This is a genomic window from Plantibacter sp. VKM Ac-2880 (assembly GCF_015351235.1).
Classification (GTDB): Bacteria; Actinomycetota; Actinomycetes; order Actinomycetales; family Microbacteriaceae; genus Plantibacter.
Genome location: NZ_JADKSJ010000002.1, coordinates 84756 through 101868 on the forward strand (window position 1 = coordinate 84756; position 17113 = coordinate 101868).

The following is a 17113-nucleotide window of genomic DNA, read 5'->3' on the forward strand; positions in this document are numbered from 1 at the left end:
CTCGCGCGAGAGCCCTGTCCCGTGTCGGCGGCCTGTGGCAGGATCACCACATGAACGGCTCACCGCACTCCGACTCCGGCCCGTCGACGCCTCGTCCGCAGCACGTCTGCGGCATCGTCCCACCCTGGCTGCTCGAGCGGATCGCCGAGCTCGACACCCCGCGCCTGGCGCGCGCCGCGAGCGCCGCCCGGTATTCGCTCCTGGCCACGCGGCCGTACCGGTTCCCGGAGTCAGGCACTGCGCCGCAGACGGCGACGGGGCCCGCGCGCGGTGCGACGGCGGAGCGGCGGACCGTCTCCGCCCCACAACGGTCCATCTTCGACGCGGAACGCGCCGAGACGCTTCCGGGCACGCTGGTGCGGTCAGAGGGCGAGCCGGCTACGACGGACGCCGCGGTCACCGCCGCCTACGAGGGACTCGGCGACACCCACGCCCTCTTCGCCGAAGCGTTCGCTCGGGACTCCATCGACGGCCTCGGGTTGCCGTTGCTCGCGACGGTGCACTACGGCGACGACTACGACAACGCGTTCTGGAACGGCGAACAGATGGTCTTCGGTGACGGCGACGGCGAGGTCTTCCGGAGCTTCACGAGCTCGCTGAGCGTCATCGGCCACGAGCTGGCACACGGCGTCACGCAGTACACGGCGAACCTCACCTACGAGGGACAGTCGGGAGCCCTGAACGAACACGTCTCGGACGTCTTCGGCGCCCTCGTCGAACAGCACGCCCGCGGCCAGGACGCCGCCGCGGCGTCCTGGCTCATCGGCGAAGGACTCTTCACCGACGAGGTCGAGGGGAACGCCCTCCGCTCCATGCTCGCCCCCGGAACGGCCTACGACGACGACGTCCTCGGGAAGGACCCGCAGCCGGCCCATCTCGACGACTACATCGAGACGACCGACGACAACGGCGGCGTGCATCTCAATTCGGGCATCCCGAACCGCGCGTTCGCGACGTACGCCGTCGCCCTCGGCGGCAACGCCTGGGACCGCGCGGGACGCGTCTGGTACGACACCCTCACGAGCGGTCTCACCGAACGCACGGACTTCGCCACCTTCGCGGCAGCCTCGATCACCGCGGCCACTTCACGCTTCGGTGCCGACTCCGAGGAGCGGGCGGAACTCGAGGCGGCCTGGGCACGCGTCGGGATCGTGCCGGCCGGCTGAGCAGGATGGTGGGGATCATGCCCGCGGAGTAGCATCGCGGCATGAAGGTCACGGTGACGAGGAGCGGCGGCGTCGCGGGGTTGACGCGGCGCTGGGAGGTCGTCGTCGACGACCAACCCGACGTCGACACCTGGATCGTGTTGCTCGAGGGCCTGCCCTGGGACGACGCCCCGCAGGGACCACCGCTGCCCGACCGCTACGTCTACCGCATCCGGTGCGCGCCCAAGGAGGCGACGCTCGGGGAACGGCAACTCACCGGCCCCTGGCAGGAGCTCGTCGAGCGGGTCCGGGCGGCGCAACCGCCTCGCGAGTGACGGCAGCGGCCCGCCGTCGGGCGGACCGCTGTGTGCGTCAGTGCTGCGGGAACCGCTCCGCGAGCAGTTCGATCGTCCGTTCGCGGGCCGGTGCCGAGTTTGCGGGAGTGCCCTCCCGAGCCGATCCGACGGGCGACACCATGACCTCGTCGACGCCGAAGCGATCGGCGAGTCCCTGCAGTTCCGTCGCGGCGCGGTCGGCGTCCCCGATGATCCAGGCGGCGCGCATCTGCTCGACGAAGCCGAGCTCGAGGTCGCTCTGCTCAGCGGTCGCAGCCTCCTCCACGGTGGCGATCGGCCCGAGGGGCTTGCCCGAGCGCAGCCGGGCCATCTGCTGGAGGTTCGGCAGCGCGAGGGCCTCGGCCTCCTCCGCGGTGTCGGCCACGACGGCGTTCGCGGTGAGGAAGGTGCGCGGGGCGTCGAGCAGCGCGGAGGGCTGGAAGCTCGAACGGTAGAGTTCGAGGGCGCGAGCCGTCCCCTGGCCGGAGAAGTGGTGCGCGAAGACGTACGGCAGGCCGAGGGCTGCAGCGAGCGCCGCGGAGTAGTCGCTGGATCCGAGCAACCAGACGTCGGGCACGCTCCCCGCCTTCGGGGTGCCGCGGAGGGCGTACTCCTCGCCGGAGGTCATGCGGACATTGGCACCGTCGACCCCGAGGAGGGCGACGATGTCCTGCACGTTGTTCGGGAAACGGTCGACGTCACTCGTGTTGCCGGACTGGCGGAGGACGGCGGAGATGACCGGGTCACTGCCCGGAGCACGTCCGAGGCCGAGGTCGATGCGGCCGGGTGCAGAGGCCTCGAGGAGCGCGAACTGCTCGGCGACCACGAGGGGCGCGTGGTTCGGGAGCATCACGCCACCGGAGCCGACGCGGATCCGCTTCGTCGCGGCGGCGAGGATGCCGATCACGACCGCGGGGTTGGTCGACGCGACGGAGGGCATGTTGTGGTGCTCCGCCACCCAATACCGGTGGTACCCCAGCTCGTCTGCGCGCTTCGCCAGGGCGATCGTCGCGGCCAGTGCCGCCGCGGTGTCCTGGTCGGTGCGGACGGGGATGAGGTCCAGTATCGAGAGTCGCATGTTCACCTTTCGTCGCGCTGCCGAACGGCGACAGACGCATAGGGTGCAGCGTCCGGAGGGCTCGACATATTCCGGAGGGATGCCTCCGGCGGATTCCCAGCACGGTCCAAGCCGGAACCGACATCCGCCGCGTACGCTGGACGCCCGCCACTGCGAAGGAGCACACCATGGGATTCCTCGATCGACTGCTCGGACGCCCTGAGTCCGGCGAGCCTGCCAAGGCGACGGATGACGGCCGGGCAGCGTCCGCAGCGCCCCGGACGCCGGACGAGACCGCCGTCGAGCGCTACCGCTACCTCCTGCGCACCGCTCCGCCGGAGACCATCGAGCAGGTCCACGAGGAGGCGTTCACGAAACTCACCCCCGAGCAGCGGGGCATCCTCTTCCGCCAGCTGTCCGAGGACGCTCCCACCGGTGAGGCGCCCACGAACGACTCCCCGAAAGCGCTCGCACGCTCCGCCACCCGCGCGGAGATGCGCCAACCGGGCACCCTGGAGCGGAACCTCGGCCCGCAGGGCGGTGGCATGGGCTTCGGTGGGATGCTCGCCAGCTCGATGCTCGGCACCATCGCCGGGGTCGTCGTCGGTTCGGCCATCGCGCAGGCGTTCATCCCCGACACCGTCGGTACCGACGCCGGGGCGGACGCCGCCGGCGCTGATCAGGGCGGAGGCGAGGCGGGAGCGTCCGACGGCGCGGCTGTCGACGCCGGAGCCGACCCGACGGCCGGCGGCTGGGGTGACGGCGGGTTCTCGGACGGTGGCGGCGGCGACTTCGGTGGTGGCGACTTCGGCGGCGGAGGCGACTTCGGGTTCTGAGCGCCGACACTGATCAGCTGGAGCCGATCACCCGGTGCGGATCAGCGTCGCCGGCCGACCGTGCCCGGCGGGAGCGCGGCTCGCAACTCGACCGCGCGGAGTTCGAGCAGTTCGATGACCTCCTCGATCCGCCCCTCCCGCGCCTCGTCGGTGGCCCGCTCCACCCACTGCGCGAGTTCCCGCTGCGCACTGTTCGGCAGGCCGCGGAAGAACGCCAGCCGACCGGCGTCGTGGAGCGCCTGCTCGAGGTCTGGCCGCAACCGGACGACCGTCCCGGTCGCCGCGAGCGGCGCGTCTCCCACATCAGCGTGTCTGCCCATGCGGCCACGCTAGTGGCTCGGGTGCCGGCCGTCGAGGGACCGGACTCCGATCGGCTTCCGGAGTCCGGTCTCCGAGCGGCGAAGCCTCAGGCGAGTTCCCAGGCGGCCACGCCACCGCCCACGACGACGAACACGGGGTGGGGCTGGGGCCGCCAGACCCTCGCCCACCGGGCTGCGACCTCCGGGCTCCGCTCGAGGAGATGGCGGCGCAGGTTGCCCCACTCGTAGTCGAGCTGGCCGTCCGTCACGACGAGCGGCTCCCGCAGGGAACCCGCGGCGATGATGCGTGAGCGGTCGAGGGCCATGCCGCGCTCCCCCGCTTCGTCGGCGACACCACCGAGATAGGCGGCGACGGCCTCGAGCGGTTCTTCGGCCTCGAGGAAGCGCTGGAGCTGCGGGTGCGAGCGGAGACTCGAGCCGGGCTCCGCCAGGACCCGCTGGGCGATCAATCCCTCGCGCCAGGACGACGTCACCGCCTGGGCGTCGAAGTACCGTGGATGGATCGACCAGAGACGCATCCCTCCATCCTGCCCGAGACCGCCGACACGATGATCGGGGCAGCCCCTGACCCGGTGCCCCCCCCGGGTGTGCCGCGGGTCTCCCGGCGTATGCTGGCGGTCATGTCTCCGCATCCGCACCGTCCGCCGATGCAGCGGTGACCGCGCCCGCGACCCCGGACCGAAGCGGACTCTTCGTCGATCTGCGCCCCCTACGGGAGAGTCCCGCCTTCGCACGACTGTGGATCGGCGGCGCGATCACCGGTATCGGCGGCCAGATGACCATCGTCGCCGTCGGCCTCCAGGTGTACGACCTCACCGCCTCGACCTTCGCCGTCTCCCTGGTCGGGGTCATCGCCCTGCTCCCGATGATCTGCTTCGGCCTGTACGGCGGCATGCTCGCGGACGCCTTCGACCGACGCACGGTCGCCCTCTCGGCCGCAATCGTCACCTGGGTCTCAACGGCCGTCATCGCCGTGCTCGCGTGGAGCGGCTCAGAACTCGTGTGGCCCCTGTACCTGCTCACGACGGTCAACGCCGTGTCGACCACCATCGTCGGGACGACCCGCCAGGCGATCCTCCCCCGGCTGCTTCCCGCACGGCTCCTCCCCGCAGCCGCCGCGCTCTCCGGCATCGCGGCCGGCGTCATGGTCACGGTGGGCCCGGCCCTGGCCGGCGTGCTCGTGGCCGGAGTGGGCTTCCAATGGACCTATACGATCGACGTCGTCCTGTTCGTCGCGGCCTTCCTCGGGATCGCGTCCCTGCCGAAGATCCTCCCCGAGGGCGGCGTCAGCCGACTTCCGGGCATCCGGAGCCTCGTCGATGGATGGACGTTCCTGAGGACCGCCCCCAACGTGCGGATGACCTTCATCGTCGACATCATCGCGATGACCTTCGGCAACCCACGGGTGCTCTACCCCGCCGTCGGCACCCTCGTGCTCGGCGGCGGAGCGATCACCGTCGGCATCCTCACGGCCGCCGGCGCCGTCGGCACGCTCCTGTCGAGCCTCGTGTCGGGGAGGCTCGGACGGATCGACCGGCAGGGCCGTGCGATCGAGCGGGCCATCATCGTCTACGGCCTCGCCGTCGCCGGGTTCGGAGCCGTCCTCGCGTGGGTCACCCTCTCCGGCGAGGCCACGCACGAGGCCGAGGGCGCGAACCTCCCCGCCATCGTCATCGCCGCCACCGCGCTCGCCATCGCGGGCGCTGCGGACAACATCAGCTCGATCTTCCGCATGACGATCCTGCAGGCCGCCGTGCCCGACGCCGTCCGCGGGCGACTCCAGGGCGTGTTCACCGTCGTGGTGACCGGAGGGCCGCGCGTCGGCGACCTCTACATCGGCCTCGCCGCCTCGGCGTTCGCGCTCTGGATCCCGGCACTCGCCGGAGGGCTCATCGTCGTCGCACTCGTGTGGACCGTCGTCCGTCTCCAGGGCGGCTTCCGCCGCTACGACGCCCGCACGCCGACGCCCTGAGCCGGACTCAGGCGGCCCGACTCAGGCGGGCGCGGTGGCGATGGAGAAGACGTCGCGGCCGGCGAGCGAAGCACGGCCGGGGAGGCCCTCCAGCTCGAGGACGAGCCCGAGACCGGCCACCGTGTACCCGGCCCGCTCGATGAGGTTGACCGCCGCTCCACAGCTCCCGCCGGTCGCGAGCACATCGTCGAGGATGAGCACACGGGTGCCGGCAGGCAGCTGCTCGGTCCGCAGCTCCAACGCCGCGGCTCCGTACTCGAGGCCGTAGTCCTCACGTAGGACCTCACCCGGCAGCTTGCCCGCCTTGCGGATCGGGACCAGCCGCGTGTGCGTCGCGTAGGCGACGGCGGCCGCCAGGAGGAAGCCGCGGGCCTCGACCCCGGCGACCGCGTCGAAGCGACCGGCGAAGTGCTCACCCAGCTCGTCGATGATCGCGCGGAAGGCGTCGGCGTCGGCGAAGACGGGCGTCAGATCGCGGAACAGGATCCCGGGCGTCGGGAAGTCGGGGATCGTCGCCGTCAGGCGGTCGACGTACTGCGTTGCGGTGGTCATCTGGTCCTCGTTCGGTCTTGGGGACATGCGACACCCCTCGTCACCGCGACCGTCGGTCGGCGGGGACGAGGGGTGACCTGGGGATGGTTACTTGACGCCCAGGAGGTCGATCACGAAGACCAGCGTCTGGCCGGACAGCTGGTGCCCGCCACCGGCCGGGCCGTACGCGAGCTCCGGGGGGACCGTGAGCTTGCGGCGGCCGCCGACCTTCATGCCGGGGATGCCGTGCTGCCATCCCTGGATGAGGTTGCGCAGCGGGAAGTTGATGGACTGTCCGCGGCTCCACGAGGAGTCGAACTCCTCGCCGGAGTCGTAGCCGACGCCGAGGTAGTGGACGTCGACGGTCGAGGAGGCCTGGGCCTCGTCGCCCTCGCCGATGAAGATGTCCTCGACGACGAGTTCGGTGGGGGCCGGGCCCGTTGGGGCGTCGACCTCGGGCTTGGTGCGTGCTGAATCGGTCATGGATCCATCCAAGCAGTTCCGCCGAGGCGGCACATGCGGATTTCGCTGAGCGCGTGACCTGGCACGGGTCCTCAGAGCGCCTGCGGCCTCCTGCATTCCGGGTCTTGCGCTCCGCGGCCGACGGGTGCAAGCTGATGGCACAGACCAACTCATCGCCCGGGCGACTCGCAGGCACTGCCGCGGCACCGGGCGATGAGTCTGTCCGGGCGAGGTCGAGCCTCCCCGCTCGGGGCAGGACCGGCCCGGACCGCTATGGCCACAATGCCCGCCGCCGACGAGGCTGCGATAGCGTAGAGCCGTGAAGTTCGCCCATTTCGTCGCCACAGACCACCAGTCGAGCACCCCCGCAGAGCCGCGGGTCAGACTCGCCGTCATCAGCGATTCCGGGGCGGTGTTCCTCGACGAGATCCTCGAGGACGCCCCGCGCGACCTCCAGGAGCTGATCGAGCGTGGTCCGGCCGAGCTCGACCGGGTGCGCAGCTTCGTCGAGACGTCCATCGCCCACGGCGTGAGCGGCGAACCGCTCGACGGCCTCGTGCACGCCTCGGCGGTCCTCCGCCCGCCGACCATCCTGGCGGTCGGTCTCAACTACTCCGCCCACTCGCAGGAGCTCAACCTCAAGACGGACAACGCGCCCACGATCTTCGGCCTGTGGGCCAACTCGCTGACGGGTCACGAGGGCACGACGAGCTGGCCCGCCGAGATCAGCGAGCAGGTGGACTACGAGGCCGAACTCGGCGTCGTCATCGGTCGCGCCGCCCGCGACGTCGCGGCAGCCGACGCCCTGGGATACGTGTTCGGGTACACCGTCGTCAACGACATCACGGCACGGAACATCCAGTACTCCGAGGCGCAGTGGTCGAGGTGCAAGTCCTTCGACGGATTCACCCCGACCGGCCCCGTGGTCGTGACGGCCGACGAGATCGCCGACCCACAGGCCCTCCACATCTCGACCGTCCTCGACGGCGTGACGCTGCAGGACTCCTCGACCAGCCACATGGTCCGCAGCGTCGCGACGCTCATCGAGCACCTCTCCGGTTCGGCGACCCTCCTGCCCGGCACCCTCATCTCCACGGGAAGCCCGGGCGGCGCCGGATACTCGCGCGACCCGCAGGTCTTCCTCACGGACGGCGCCACGGTCACGGTGTCGGTCGAGGGCGTCGGTTCACTGACGACCCATTGCCGGGTCACCGCCGCCGAATAGTCCCTCAGGCACAGCATGAAGCCGTCCGGACCCTGGGTCCGGACGGCTTCGTCGTGCGTGCGACTCAGCGGCTCGGGTCGGAGTCGGCGCCCGGGATCGGGAGGTCGATGATCGGGATGGCCGACGTCACCGCTTCGATCCCCGAGAGTCGGGCGGGAGAGAGCTGCTTCGTCACTTCCTCGCGGGTCATGAGGTTCGCCTCGACGACGAGGTCGGCGACGTTCCGACCGGTGAGCAGGGCGGTCTTCGCGAGCGCAGCGGCCGACTGGTAGCCGATGAAGGGCGTGAGGGCCGTGATGACCCCGACGGAGGCGCCGACCATGACGCCGAGGCGCTCCTCGTTCGCCGTGATGCCGTCGATGCAGTTCACCCGCAGCGTCCGGCAGGCCTGAGCCATCCACACGATGCTCTGCAGCAGGGAGTGCGCGATGACGGGCTCGAAGGCGTTCAACTGCAGCTGCCCGGCCTCGGCTGCCATCGTCACCGTCATGTCGGCGCCGACGACGCTGAAGGCCACCTGGTTCACGACCTCGGGGATCACCGGGTTGACCTTGCCCGGCATGATGCTCGAACCGGCCTGGCGGGGCGGCAGGTTGATCTCGCCGAATCCGGCCTGGGGTCCGCTCGACAGGAGCCGGAGGTCGTTGCAGATCTTCGAGAGCTTGATCGCGCTGCGCTTCAAGGTGCCGCTGAACGACATGAACCCGCCGGCGTCACTCGTCGACTCGATGAGGTCGGGGGCGGTGGTGAGCGACAGGCCCGTGATCTGGTTGAGGTGCCGGACGACCGACTCCGCGTAGCGGGGGTCGGCGGTGATCCCCGTTCCGATGGCGGTGGCGCCCAGGTTGACCTCGGCGAGCAACCACAGGGTCTCCTGCAGGCGGTCGTAGTCCTCCGTCAGGGTGGTCGCGAACCCGTGGAACTCCTGGCCGAGCGTCATCGGAACGGCGTCCTGCAGCTGCGTGCGCCCGACCTTCAGCACGTGGGAGAACTCGTCGGACTTGGCGCTGCACGAGTCGCGCAGCAGTCCGAGCTCCGTCAGGAGGAACTGCAGGGAGAACGCGAGCGCGATCTTGATCGACGTCGGGTAGACGTCGTTGGTGGACTGCGAGCGGTTGGTGTCGTCGAGCGGGTGCAGGTACTGGTACTCGCCCTTCGCGTGGCCGGCGAGTTCCAGCGCGATGTTCGTGATCACCTCGTTCGCGTTCATGTTCGTCGAGGTGCCGGCGCCGCCCTGGATCACGCCGACGAGGAACTCCTCGTGGAAGTCTCCGTCGATGATGATCTGGCAGGCGCGGTCGATGAGGTTCGCCTTCGCGGGATCGAGGACCCCGATCTCGGCGTTCGCGCGGGCCGCGGCCTGCTTCACACTCGCGATCGCGACCACGAGGTCCGGATAGACCGAGATGGGACGCTTCGTGATGGGGAAGTTCTCGAGCGCCCGCGCGGTGTGGATGCCCCAGTAGGCGTCGGCCGGGATCTGCATCGAGCCGAGCGAATCCGACTCGGTCCGTGTCTCGCCCGTGCTCATGCTGTCCGCCATGTCGTCGTGTGCTCCAGGGGTGGTGGGGATGCTGCTGGTGGTGGTGCTGATCGTCACTCGTGGCTCCGTTGCCTGGTGGGTGGATGTCCCATCCAGCGTAGCCCGGTGCGCTCGTCGGTGGCGCTCGCGTGTCTCGTTCCCGAGACGGTCGGAGCCTGGCGTCACTGCTTCCGGGAGAAGGCCTCGAGTCGCTCGGCAGGGCTCAGTGCGGCCATGCGCTCGACGAACGCCTCGCTGAACGTGTCGGCGGTGACGAAGTCGCCGAGCGGGACCGTCGAGTGCGTGATGCGGTCGTCGTACACGTGCACGAGATTGAAGGACTGACCGCCGAACATGCCGTTCACCTCCGTGGACGGGAGCGAGAGGTTCATGGAATAGCAGCTGGCACTGGCGACCTGGACCGGGATGCCGGCGAAGGTGCTCGACGTCGAGTAGTGCAGATGACCACCGAGGATGGCCCGGACGTCGCTGCCCGTGAGGACGGCTTCGAGCCGGTGCTGGTCGCGGAGCTCGAGGATGTCGAAGAAGGGGATGCTCGACGGCACGGGTGGGTGGTGCATGGCGAGGATGCTGCCGAGCGGCGCCGGCGTGCTCAACACCTGTTGCAACCACGCCAATTGCTCGTCCTCCAGCTCACCGTGGTGCCACCCCGGCACCGTCGAGTCGAGGCCGATGACCCGGAGCCCACCGAAGTCCCAGACGGCGTCGAGCGGCTGCTCACCCGCCGGCAGGTCGAGCAACTCCGTGCGCATGACCGACCGTTCGTCATGGTTGCCCATGAGCCAGACGATCGTGGTGCCCAACCGTTCGGCGACCGGTTCGACCCGCTCACGGAGCCGCCGGTAGGCGTCGGCCTCACCGAGGTCGGCGAGGTCTCCTGTGAAGACCATGGCGTCCGGTCGGAGCCGCATGCGTTCGACCTGGCGGAGCGCCTGCTCGAGGTTCGCCTGCACGTCGACCGCGTCGTAGAGGCGACGGCCGTCGGCCAGGAGGTGCGGATCGCTCAGGTGGACGATGACCCGGCTGGGTGCCGGATACTGGCCGAATCGGACGTCGGAAGTCATGCCCCGAGTCTAGGACGCACCCCCGACGAGACCGGATCGTCCGCCGCCGGGAGCGGCGGACGCCCGCTCAGGACGCGACGCCGAGCAGCTGCTCGATGGGCCCGCGGGCGAAGAACACGAGGAAACCGGCCGCCACGATCCAGAGCAGCGGGCTGATCTCCCGCGCCTTGCCGGACAGCGAGCGCAGCACGACCCAGGCGATGAAGCCGGCACCGATGCCGTTGGCGATCGAGTAGGTGAGCGGCATGACGACGACGGTCAGGAACACCGGGAGCGCGACGGAGAACTCCGTCCAGACGATGTCCTTGATCTGCGACATCATGAGCGTCCCGACGATGACGAGGGCGGCTGCGGCGACCTCGGACGGCACGATCTGAGTGAGCGGCGTGAAGAACATCGCGAGCAGGAAGAGCACACCCGTCACCAGGTTCGCGAGGCCCGTCCTGGCGCCCTCGCCGATCCCGGCGCCGGACTCGATGAACACGGTCGACGAGGAGGACGACGTGGCGCCACCCGCCACCGCTCCGACACCCTCGACGATCAAGGCCGACCGCAGCCGCGGGAAGTCGCCCTTCGCGTCCGCGACGCCGGCCTCCTTCGAGAGCCCGGTCATGGTGCCCATCGCGTCGAAGAAGTTCGTGAACACGAGGGTGAAGACGAGCATGAGTGCGGCGAGCACACCGATGCGCTCGAAGCCGCCGAAGCTCACCTGGCCGAGCAGGCTGAGGTCCGGGAGGCCGACGACCTGGGTGGGGAGGGTTGGCACGCTGAGGTTCCAGCCGCCGGCGTTCTCGCCGCCGTTCGAGGCGCCGACCTTGAAGACCGCCTCGGCGATGATCGCGATGATCGTCGAGGCGACGATGCCGATGAGGAGGGCGCCCTTCACCTTGCGGGCCACGAGCACACCGGTGAGGAGGAGCGAGATGACGAACACGGCGGTGGGGACCGTCGCGACGGAACCCTCGATCCCGAGGCCGACCGGCGGGGATCCGGCGCCCGTGGAGCGGACGAAGCCGGCATCGACGAAGCCGATGAAGGCGATGAACAGGCCGATGCCGACCGTGATCGCGATCTTCAGCTGGATGGGGACCGCGTTGAAGATCATCGCGCGGAGCCCGGTCGCCGCGAGGAGGACGATGATCAGACCGTTGATGACGACGAGGCCCATCGCCTCGGCCCAGGTGACCTGGCCGACGACGCTGACCGCGAGGAACGAGTTGATCCCGAGGCCCGCCGCGAAGGCGAACGGCAGGCGTGCCACGAGACCGAAGAGGATGGTCATGACGCCGGCGGTCAAGGCGGTGACGGCTGCGACCTGCGCGAAGCCGAGTTCGCCTCCGGTGACGTCGGCCGAACCGCTCAGGATGATCGGGTTGAGGATGACGATGTAGGCCATCGCGACGAAGGTGACGAGGCCACCGCGCACCTCGCCTCCGACGGTCGAGCCGCGCTTGCTGATCTCGAAGAAACCGTCGAGACGCTCTCGGAACGAGCGCGGAGCGGTGGGCGTCGTGGTCACTGGACCTCCTGGGTCTGCATCGAAGCAACCAGCGTACCGGCACGGCGGACCGCCCCGCGACGACCGGGATGCGAGGGTCCCGCTACGATCGGCTGGACCCCTTAACCAGCACCCTCCCCACGGAATCGAGCTCACATGGCGCTGCCCTGGACTCTGCACGGCGACGGCAAGCACGTCCCGACCCACGCGATCGTCGGCCCCGGAGAACGGCTCAGCTGGCCTCGGACGATCGGGCTCGGGATGCAGCACGTCGTCGCGATGTTCGGCGCGACCTTCCTCGTCCCCGTCCTGACCGGCTTCCCGCCCACCACGACGCTGTTCTTCTCGGGCGTCGGCACCATCCTGTTCCTCGTCATCACCAAGAACCGTGTGCCGAGCTATCTCGGCTCGTCGTTCGCGTTCATCGCCCCCATCTCGGCCGCCGTCGCGAGCCAGGGCATGGGCAGTGCGCTCTTCGGCATCCTCGCGGTGGGGCTCCTCCTGGCGCTCGTCGGTGTCGTCGTGCAGGTCACTGGCACCGGCTGGATCGACGCGCTGATGCCGCCGGTCGTCGCCGGCGCCATCGTCGCGCTCATCGGGTTCAACCTCGCCCCAGCAGCGAAGAACAACTTCGTGGAAGCTCCGGTCACCGCACTCGTGACGCTCGTGGCCGTGATCCTCTCGACCGTGCTCTTCCGCGGCATCCTCGGCCGTTTGTCGATCGTGATCGGCGTCGTCGTCGGGTACGTCGTCGCGGCGATCCGACAGGAGATCGACTTCTCGAAGATCGCCGACGCCGCCTGGGTCGGCCTCCCCGAGTTCCACCTCGCGGACAACCCGATCTCGAACCCGGCCGTCTGGGCCGTCCTCCCGGCGTTCCTGCCCGTCGTGCTCGTCCTCATCGCCGAGAACGTCGGCCACATCCGGGGCGTCGCGCAGATGACCGACGCCTCCGTGAACAAGCAGACCGGCCGCGCGCTCCTGTCCGACGGTCTGGCGACGATGCTGGCCGGGTTCGGTGGCGGTTCGGGTACGACCACGTACGGCGAGAACATCGGTGTCATGGCCGCGACGCGCGTCTACTCGACGGCGGCCTACTGGGTCGCCGGCCTGTTCGCGGTCCTCCTCGGCCTCTCCCCCAAGGTCGGTGCGGTCATCAACACCATCCCCGCGGGAGTCCTGGGCGGTGTCACGACGGCGCTCTACGGGCTCATCGGCATCATCGGCGTGAAGATCTGGCTCGACAACAAGGTGGACTTCTCGAAGCCCGTCAACCAGTTCACCGCGGCCACGGCGCTCATCATCGGCATCGCCGACTTCACCTGGGTCGCGGGCGGCGACGTCAGCTTCAACGGGATCGCGCTCGGCACGATCGCGGCGATCGTCATATACCACGTGATGACGGTCATCGGCCGCTGCCGCAAGACCGCCTGACCGATCCGGTTCGGGCCGGTGCGCCAGCGCGGTGCGCTGACGTCGGCGCGGGTCGTCCGCGCGAGCGCGGGTCTCCGGAGCACCGCGCTTGCGCGCGTGACCCGCGGTCACGTCGGGTCGGTGCGGTTCGCGTCAGCGCGGTGCGCTGGCGAACCCGAGTGGCTCAGCCCTGGTGGAAGAACGGCACGATCAGGTAGATGCCGAAGAGCACCGCCGCCGCGCAGAGCGCGAAGCAGGCGTAGGCGCCGGCACGGGCCAGGTTCTGCTGCGCTGGCGTCAGCGGGTTCTTCCGCGCGGCCTTGGCGGCACGCTTCGCCGCCTTCGCGGCCTCCTCCGGCGTGATGACCGTGATCGCGTCGGTGAACTCGGCCGGCGCGACGACGGGGATGCGTCCGGCGGTGGTGAGCAGACGGAGCCCGAAGGAGTACAGGCTGACGACGGCGGTGGCGCCGACGAGCGACGTCGCGAACACGATGAGGAATGCGGCCCAGTCGATCACTTCTTCACCTTCTTGGGCTTGGGGTTGCGCTTGATCTTGACGGCGCGACCGGAGTCGGCGACCTCGCTGACGACGTTGCTGTGGTCGACCTGGTTGCGGCGCGAGATCAGGAAGATCGTGAGGATCACGCCGACACCGACGACGGCGTCGATGATGATGCCGAAGAGACCGAGGTGCGCGACGGCGGCGGCCAGTGCGCCGACGATGCCCGCGGCGGGCAGGGTCATGAGCCAACCGAGGGCGATGCGGCCGGCCGTCCCCCAGCGGACCTTCGAACCACGGCGTCCGAGACCGGAACCGATGACGGACCCGGAGGCGACCTGCGTGGTCGAGAGCGCGAAGCCCAGGTGACTCGACGCGAGGATCGTCGCAGCGGTGCTCGTCTCCGCGGCGAAGCCCTGTGCCGGCTTCACGTCGGTGAGTCCCGTGCCGATCGTCTTGATGATGCGCCAGCCGCCCATGTAGGTGCCGAGGGCGATGGCCAGCGCGCAGACGACGATGACCCAGAGTTCGGGGCCGGTGCCGACGGCCTGCACCCCGACCGCGATGAAGGTGAGCGTGATGACGCCCATGGTCTTCTGCGCGTCGTTGGTGCCGTGTGCGAGGGCGACGAGGGAGGAGGAGAAGATCTGCGCGTACCGGAAGCCGTCGCGGCCGTCGGGTTTGCCGTCGTAGCGGCGCGTGATGCGGTACGCCAGCTTCGTGGCCGAGTACGCGACGAGGCCGGCGGTGACCGGGGCGATGAGCGCCGGGAGGATGACCTTCGAGAGGACGACGCCGAAGTCGATGGAGCCGAGGCCGGCACCGACGATCGCCGCGCCGATGAGGCCACCGAAGAGGGCGTGGCTCGACGAGGACGGGAGACCGAGGAGCCACGTCAGCATGTTCCAGACGATCGCGCCGATCAGGCCGGCGAAGATGAGCTCCGGCCCGATCCGGATACCGCCCTCACCCTCGCGGATGAGTCCGCCGGAGATGGTCTTCGCCACCTCGGTCGAGAGGAACGCACCGACCAGGTTGAGGATCGCGGCGAGCAGGACGGCGGTCTTCGGTTTCAGCGCACCCGTGGCGATCGGCGTCGCCATGGCGTTCGCCGTGTCGTGGAACCCGTTCGTGAAGTCGAAGAACAGGGCCAGTGCGATGACCAGCACGACAGTCAGGGTAACGAGTTCCACTGGTGTCTTTCTCGAGGCGGAGCGAATACGGACACAGTGCTCCCCGACGAGGTGGGTGGGGGGAATTCACGTGCTGGATACCGGCGGTTCACCCGCCGTACATGATCCTTACACCCTGCCCGGTCGAGGTCAACTCGACACCGATCAGCGTCCGCCGCCCCCGCCTCCGCCGCCGCCGCCACCCGCGAAGCCGCCACCCGTCGAGCCGCCGGAGGAGCTCGCGCCTCCACTCGTCGACCACGATGCGGACGTGCTCGACGCCGATCCGGAGAAGCCGGAGAAGGCGTTCGCGAACATCGCCGCCTGGAACGGGCTGTTCGAGGCGTACCAGGACGGCGCGCTCCCGGCCTGCTCGTAGCGCACACCGAGTTCCTTGGCCCACTCGCGCTCCACGCCCCAGAGCACGGCGAAGGGCAGGAGCCGCTCCGTGAGCCGGACGAGCTGGCCCGGGTCGCCGAGGTCCACCCGTTCCGCACCGTCCGGGCTCTGCAGCATGCGGAACCGGTCCTGCTCCGCGAGCTCGAGGTAGTCGCGGAGGCCGAGCAACTCGTCCCGCGCCTCGGCGCCGGAGGCGGTGAGCGGTTTCGGCGCGATCGCCAACCCGATCCCCGCGAGGAGCGCGGTCCCGGTCACGAACATCGCGGCGACCGACCAGCCGTTGTCCGCCCGCTGGGCGTAGGCGACCCCGAAGAAGACGATCCCAGCGACGCCGAGCACAGCGAGCGCTCCAACGAGGATCCACGCCCGCCCGGAGGAGACCGAGCGTCGGAGGCCGCGGTCGAGCGCGGTCCGTTTGGCGGCCGCCAGCTCCGCCGTGACCGCCTTGCCGAGCGCCGGATCGACCTGCTTCATCTCGCGGGGCACCTTCCGGTCGGGGAAGAGCGCGGCCAGTACGCGCCGTTCCTGGTCGTCCGTCGCGCTGTCGTCGAGGTACTGCAGGGAGTAGTCCTTCTTGCCTGGTCCGTCCACGATCCGGAGCTTGCCGCGGACGGCGAGGCTGACGATCTGGGCGGCCATCGACGAGGCGGCACGACCGGCGAGGTCGCCTGCCAGGAGGAGGTTCATCTGCTTCGGGACGGAGTACTGGGGCACGATGACGCCCCGACCGGGGTGGTCCCGCCAGAACCGCAGTCGGATCCACAGGAGCGCGCCGAGCCCCGCGGCCGACAGCGCCCCGAGGGCGATCGGGACGATGGAGAAGACCGGCGCCTCACCCGGTCGGGCCGGCTGGACGAAGGTGCCCGGCTCGAAGCCGATGGCGACCGTGAGCGTCTGCCGCGCCTGGAGCGGGACCGAAGCGGTCGTGAAGACGTCTGCGTCCGCGTCCTCCGCCTGGGCGAGGTCGCACGGTGAGCTGTCGTCGGGATCGCCCCGGTAGCAGGCGCCTTCTCCGGTGAGCGCGTCGGCGATGTCGGCGTCGACCCGCACCGTCATCTGCGCGTCCACGAACGGCTGGTCCCAGCCGGTGCCTGGCGCGTCCCAGTAGAACTCGTCCGCACGGGTGTCGCGATAAGCCCCGACCACCCCGCGCTGGGTGTACGTGATGACGTAGCTCTGCGTGCCGCGGACGTAGTCGTCCGTGCCGAGCGACAGCTCGAGGAAGTCGCCGTCGCGGTCGGCCTCCCATTCCACGGGCGCACCGTCGGCGTCGGTGACCGACACGATCTCCGTGTGCAGTGGTGCCCGGTCGAACTCGTCCGGGATCGCGCGGATGATGCCCTTGTTCTGGTCGGACTCCGGGAACTCGGCGACGAAGGTCTCCACCGCCCGGAGTTCGGCCTGGCCGTCGTCGCCCCGGGAGAGGGTGTACTCGCCGTCGAACGACGAGAAGCTGAAGTCGGAGACGTCCGCGCGGGTGGCTGCGGCAGCCGGTTCCGCCGTCGCCGTCATCACGACGAGCGGCGCGAGGACCGTCAGGAGCAGCGCGACCAGGACGGGTCGTGCTGCTCGCGGCTGGATCGAGGGCTGGCTGCGACGTCGGGGCTTCACCCCGCCAAGTCTAGGAGGAGGGTCCGGC

Annotated in this window: 17 protein-coding genes; 6 read left to right on the plus strand and 11 right to left on the minus strand. The window is 69.9% G+C overall.

The window, feature by feature from the left end; all coding sequences use genetic code 11:
- Positions 1-50 precede the first annotated feature (50 nt).
- Together ITJ57_RS12630 and ITJ57_RS12635 are read left to right on the plus strand one after the other, a co-directional pair.
- The gene (locus ITJ57_RS12630) at positions 51-1166 is read left to right on the plus strand and encodes a M4 family metallopeptidase (RefSeq protein WP_194670478.1); all 1116 of its coding nucleotides are present in this window, start codon (positions 51-53) and stop codon (positions 1164-1166) included.
- A gap of 41 nt (positions 1167-1207) precedes the next feature.
- Complete coding sequence (locus ITJ57_RS12635) at positions 1208-1480, plus strand: protealysin inhibitor emfourin (RefSeq protein ID WP_194670479.1); 273 nt, start codon at positions 1208-1210, stop codon at positions 1478-1480.
- 37 nt (positions 1481-1517) lie between these two features.
- On the opposite strand, the gene ITJ57_RS12640 is transcribed toward ITJ57_RS12635, so the two are convergent.
- The gene (locus ITJ57_RS12640; protein ID WP_194670480.1) at positions 1518-2558 is read right to left on the minus strand and encodes an LLM class flavin-dependent oxidoreductase; all 1041 of its coding nucleotides are present in this window, start codon (positions 2556-2558) and stop codon (positions 1518-1520) included.
- A gap of 167 nt (positions 2559-2725) precedes the next feature.
- Here ITJ57_RS12640 and ITJ57_RS12645 point away from each other — a divergent pair, with 167 nt between their 5' ends.
- Positions 2726-3373: a hypothetical protein gene (locus ITJ57_RS12645; protein ID WP_194670481.1), complete on the plus strand. Its 648-nt coding sequence runs from the start codon at positions 2726-2728 to the stop codon at positions 3371-3373.
- 41 nt (positions 3374-3414) lie between these two features.
- On the opposite strand, the gene ITJ57_RS12650 is transcribed toward ITJ57_RS12645, so the two are convergent.
- Complete coding sequence (locus tag ITJ57_RS12650) at positions 3415-3693, minus strand: YdeI/OmpD-associated family protein (RefSeq protein ID WP_194670482.1); 279 nt, start codon at positions 3691-3693, stop codon at positions 3415-3417.
- A gap of 86 nt (positions 3694-3779) precedes the next feature.
- On the minus strand, positions 3780-4211 hold the full coding sequence (locus ITJ57_RS12655; RefSeq protein ID WP_194670483.1) for a pyrimidine dimer DNA glycosylase/endonuclease V: 432 nt from the start codon (positions 4209-4211) through the stop codon (positions 3780-3782).
- Between the two features lie 137 nt (positions 4212-4348).
- Between ITJ57_RS12655 and ITJ57_RS12660 the strand changes: the two genes are divergently transcribed.
- Complete coding sequence (locus tag ITJ57_RS12660) at positions 4349-5665, plus strand: MFS transporter (protein WP_194670484.1); 1317 nt, start codon at positions 4349-4351, stop codon at positions 5663-5665.
- Between the two features lie 21 nt (positions 5666-5686).
- Here ITJ57_RS12660 and ITJ57_RS12665 read toward each other — a convergent pair whose 3' ends face one another.
- Both ITJ57_RS12665 and ITJ57_RS12670 read right to left on the minus strand, forming a co-directional pair.
- Positions 5687-6217, minus strand: coding sequence for an adenine phosphoribosyltransferase (locus ITJ57_RS12665; RefSeq protein WP_056012236.1), 531 nt, complete (start codon positions 6215-6217; stop codon positions 5687-5689).
- An 87-nt stretch (positions 6218-6304) separates the two neighbouring features.
- A complete protein-coding gene (locus ITJ57_RS12670; protein WP_056012238.1) occupies positions 6305-6679 on the minus strand; it encodes an FKBP-type peptidyl-prolyl cis-trans isomerase in 375 nt (124 codons plus the stop codon).
- A gap of 298 nt (positions 6680-6977) precedes the next feature.
- Between ITJ57_RS12670 and ITJ57_RS12675 the strand changes: the two genes are divergently transcribed.
- Positions 6978-7883, plus strand: a complete 906-nt coding sequence (locus ITJ57_RS12675) for a fumarylacetoacetate hydrolase family protein (RefSeq protein WP_194670485.1) — start codon at positions 6978-6980, stop codon at positions 7881-7883.
- Positions 7884-7947: 64 nt separating this feature from the next.
- Here the strand turns inward: ITJ57_RS12675 and ITJ57_RS12680 are convergent, their stop codons facing one another.
- The 3 genes from ITJ57_RS12680 to ITJ57_RS12690 all read right to left on the minus strand — a co-directional run bounded on the left by ITJ57_RS12680 (position 7948) and on the right by ITJ57_RS12690 (position 12009).
- Complete coding sequence (locus tag ITJ57_RS12680) at positions 7948-9414, minus strand: aspartate ammonia-lyase (protein ID WP_370582501.1); 1467 nt, start codon at positions 9412-9414, stop codon at positions 7948-7950.
- Between the two features lie 173 nt (positions 9415-9587).
- Positions 9588-10490, minus strand: a complete 903-nt coding sequence (locus ITJ57_RS12685) for a phosphodiesterase (protein WP_194670486.1) — start codon at positions 10488-10490, stop codon at positions 9588-9590.
- Between the two features lie 67 nt (positions 10491-10557).
- A complete protein-coding gene (locus tag ITJ57_RS12690; protein ID WP_056012248.1) occupies positions 10558-12009 on the minus strand; it encodes an NCS2 family permease in 1452 nt (483 codons plus the stop codon).
- A gap of 135 nt (positions 12010-12144) precedes the next feature.
- On the opposite strand from ITJ57_RS12690, the gene ITJ57_RS12695 reads away from it, so the two are divergent.
- A complete protein-coding gene (locus ITJ57_RS12695; RefSeq protein WP_194670487.1) occupies positions 12145-13422 on the plus strand; it encodes a uracil-xanthine permease family protein in 1278 nt (425 codons plus the stop codon).
- Positions 13423-13585: 163 nt separating this feature from the next.
- Here the strand turns inward: ITJ57_RS12695 and ITJ57_RS12700 are convergent, their stop codons facing one another.
- The 3 genes from ITJ57_RS12700 to ITJ57_RS12710 all read right to left on the minus strand — a co-directional run bounded on the left by ITJ57_RS12700 (position 13586) and on the right by ITJ57_RS12710 (position 17085).
- Positions 13586-13921, minus strand: coding sequence for a peptidase (locus tag ITJ57_RS12700; protein WP_194670488.1), 336 nt, complete (start codon positions 13919-13921; stop codon positions 13586-13588).
- Positions 13918-15096 (minus strand): inorganic phosphate transporter, encoded by a 1179-nt coding sequence (locus tag ITJ57_RS12705; protein ID WP_194670489.1) that lies wholly within the window; start codon positions 15094-15096, stop codon positions 13918-13920. Before ITJ57_RS12705 ends, ITJ57_RS12700 begins: the two co-directional genes overlap by 4 nt.
- 144 nt (positions 15097-15240) lie before the next feature.
- Entirely contained in the window at positions 15241-17085 is a 1845-nt protein-coding gene (locus ITJ57_RS12710) for a DUF2207 domain-containing protein (protein WP_194670490.1), read from the minus strand.
- Between the last annotated feature and the right edge of the window lie 28 nt (positions 17086-17113).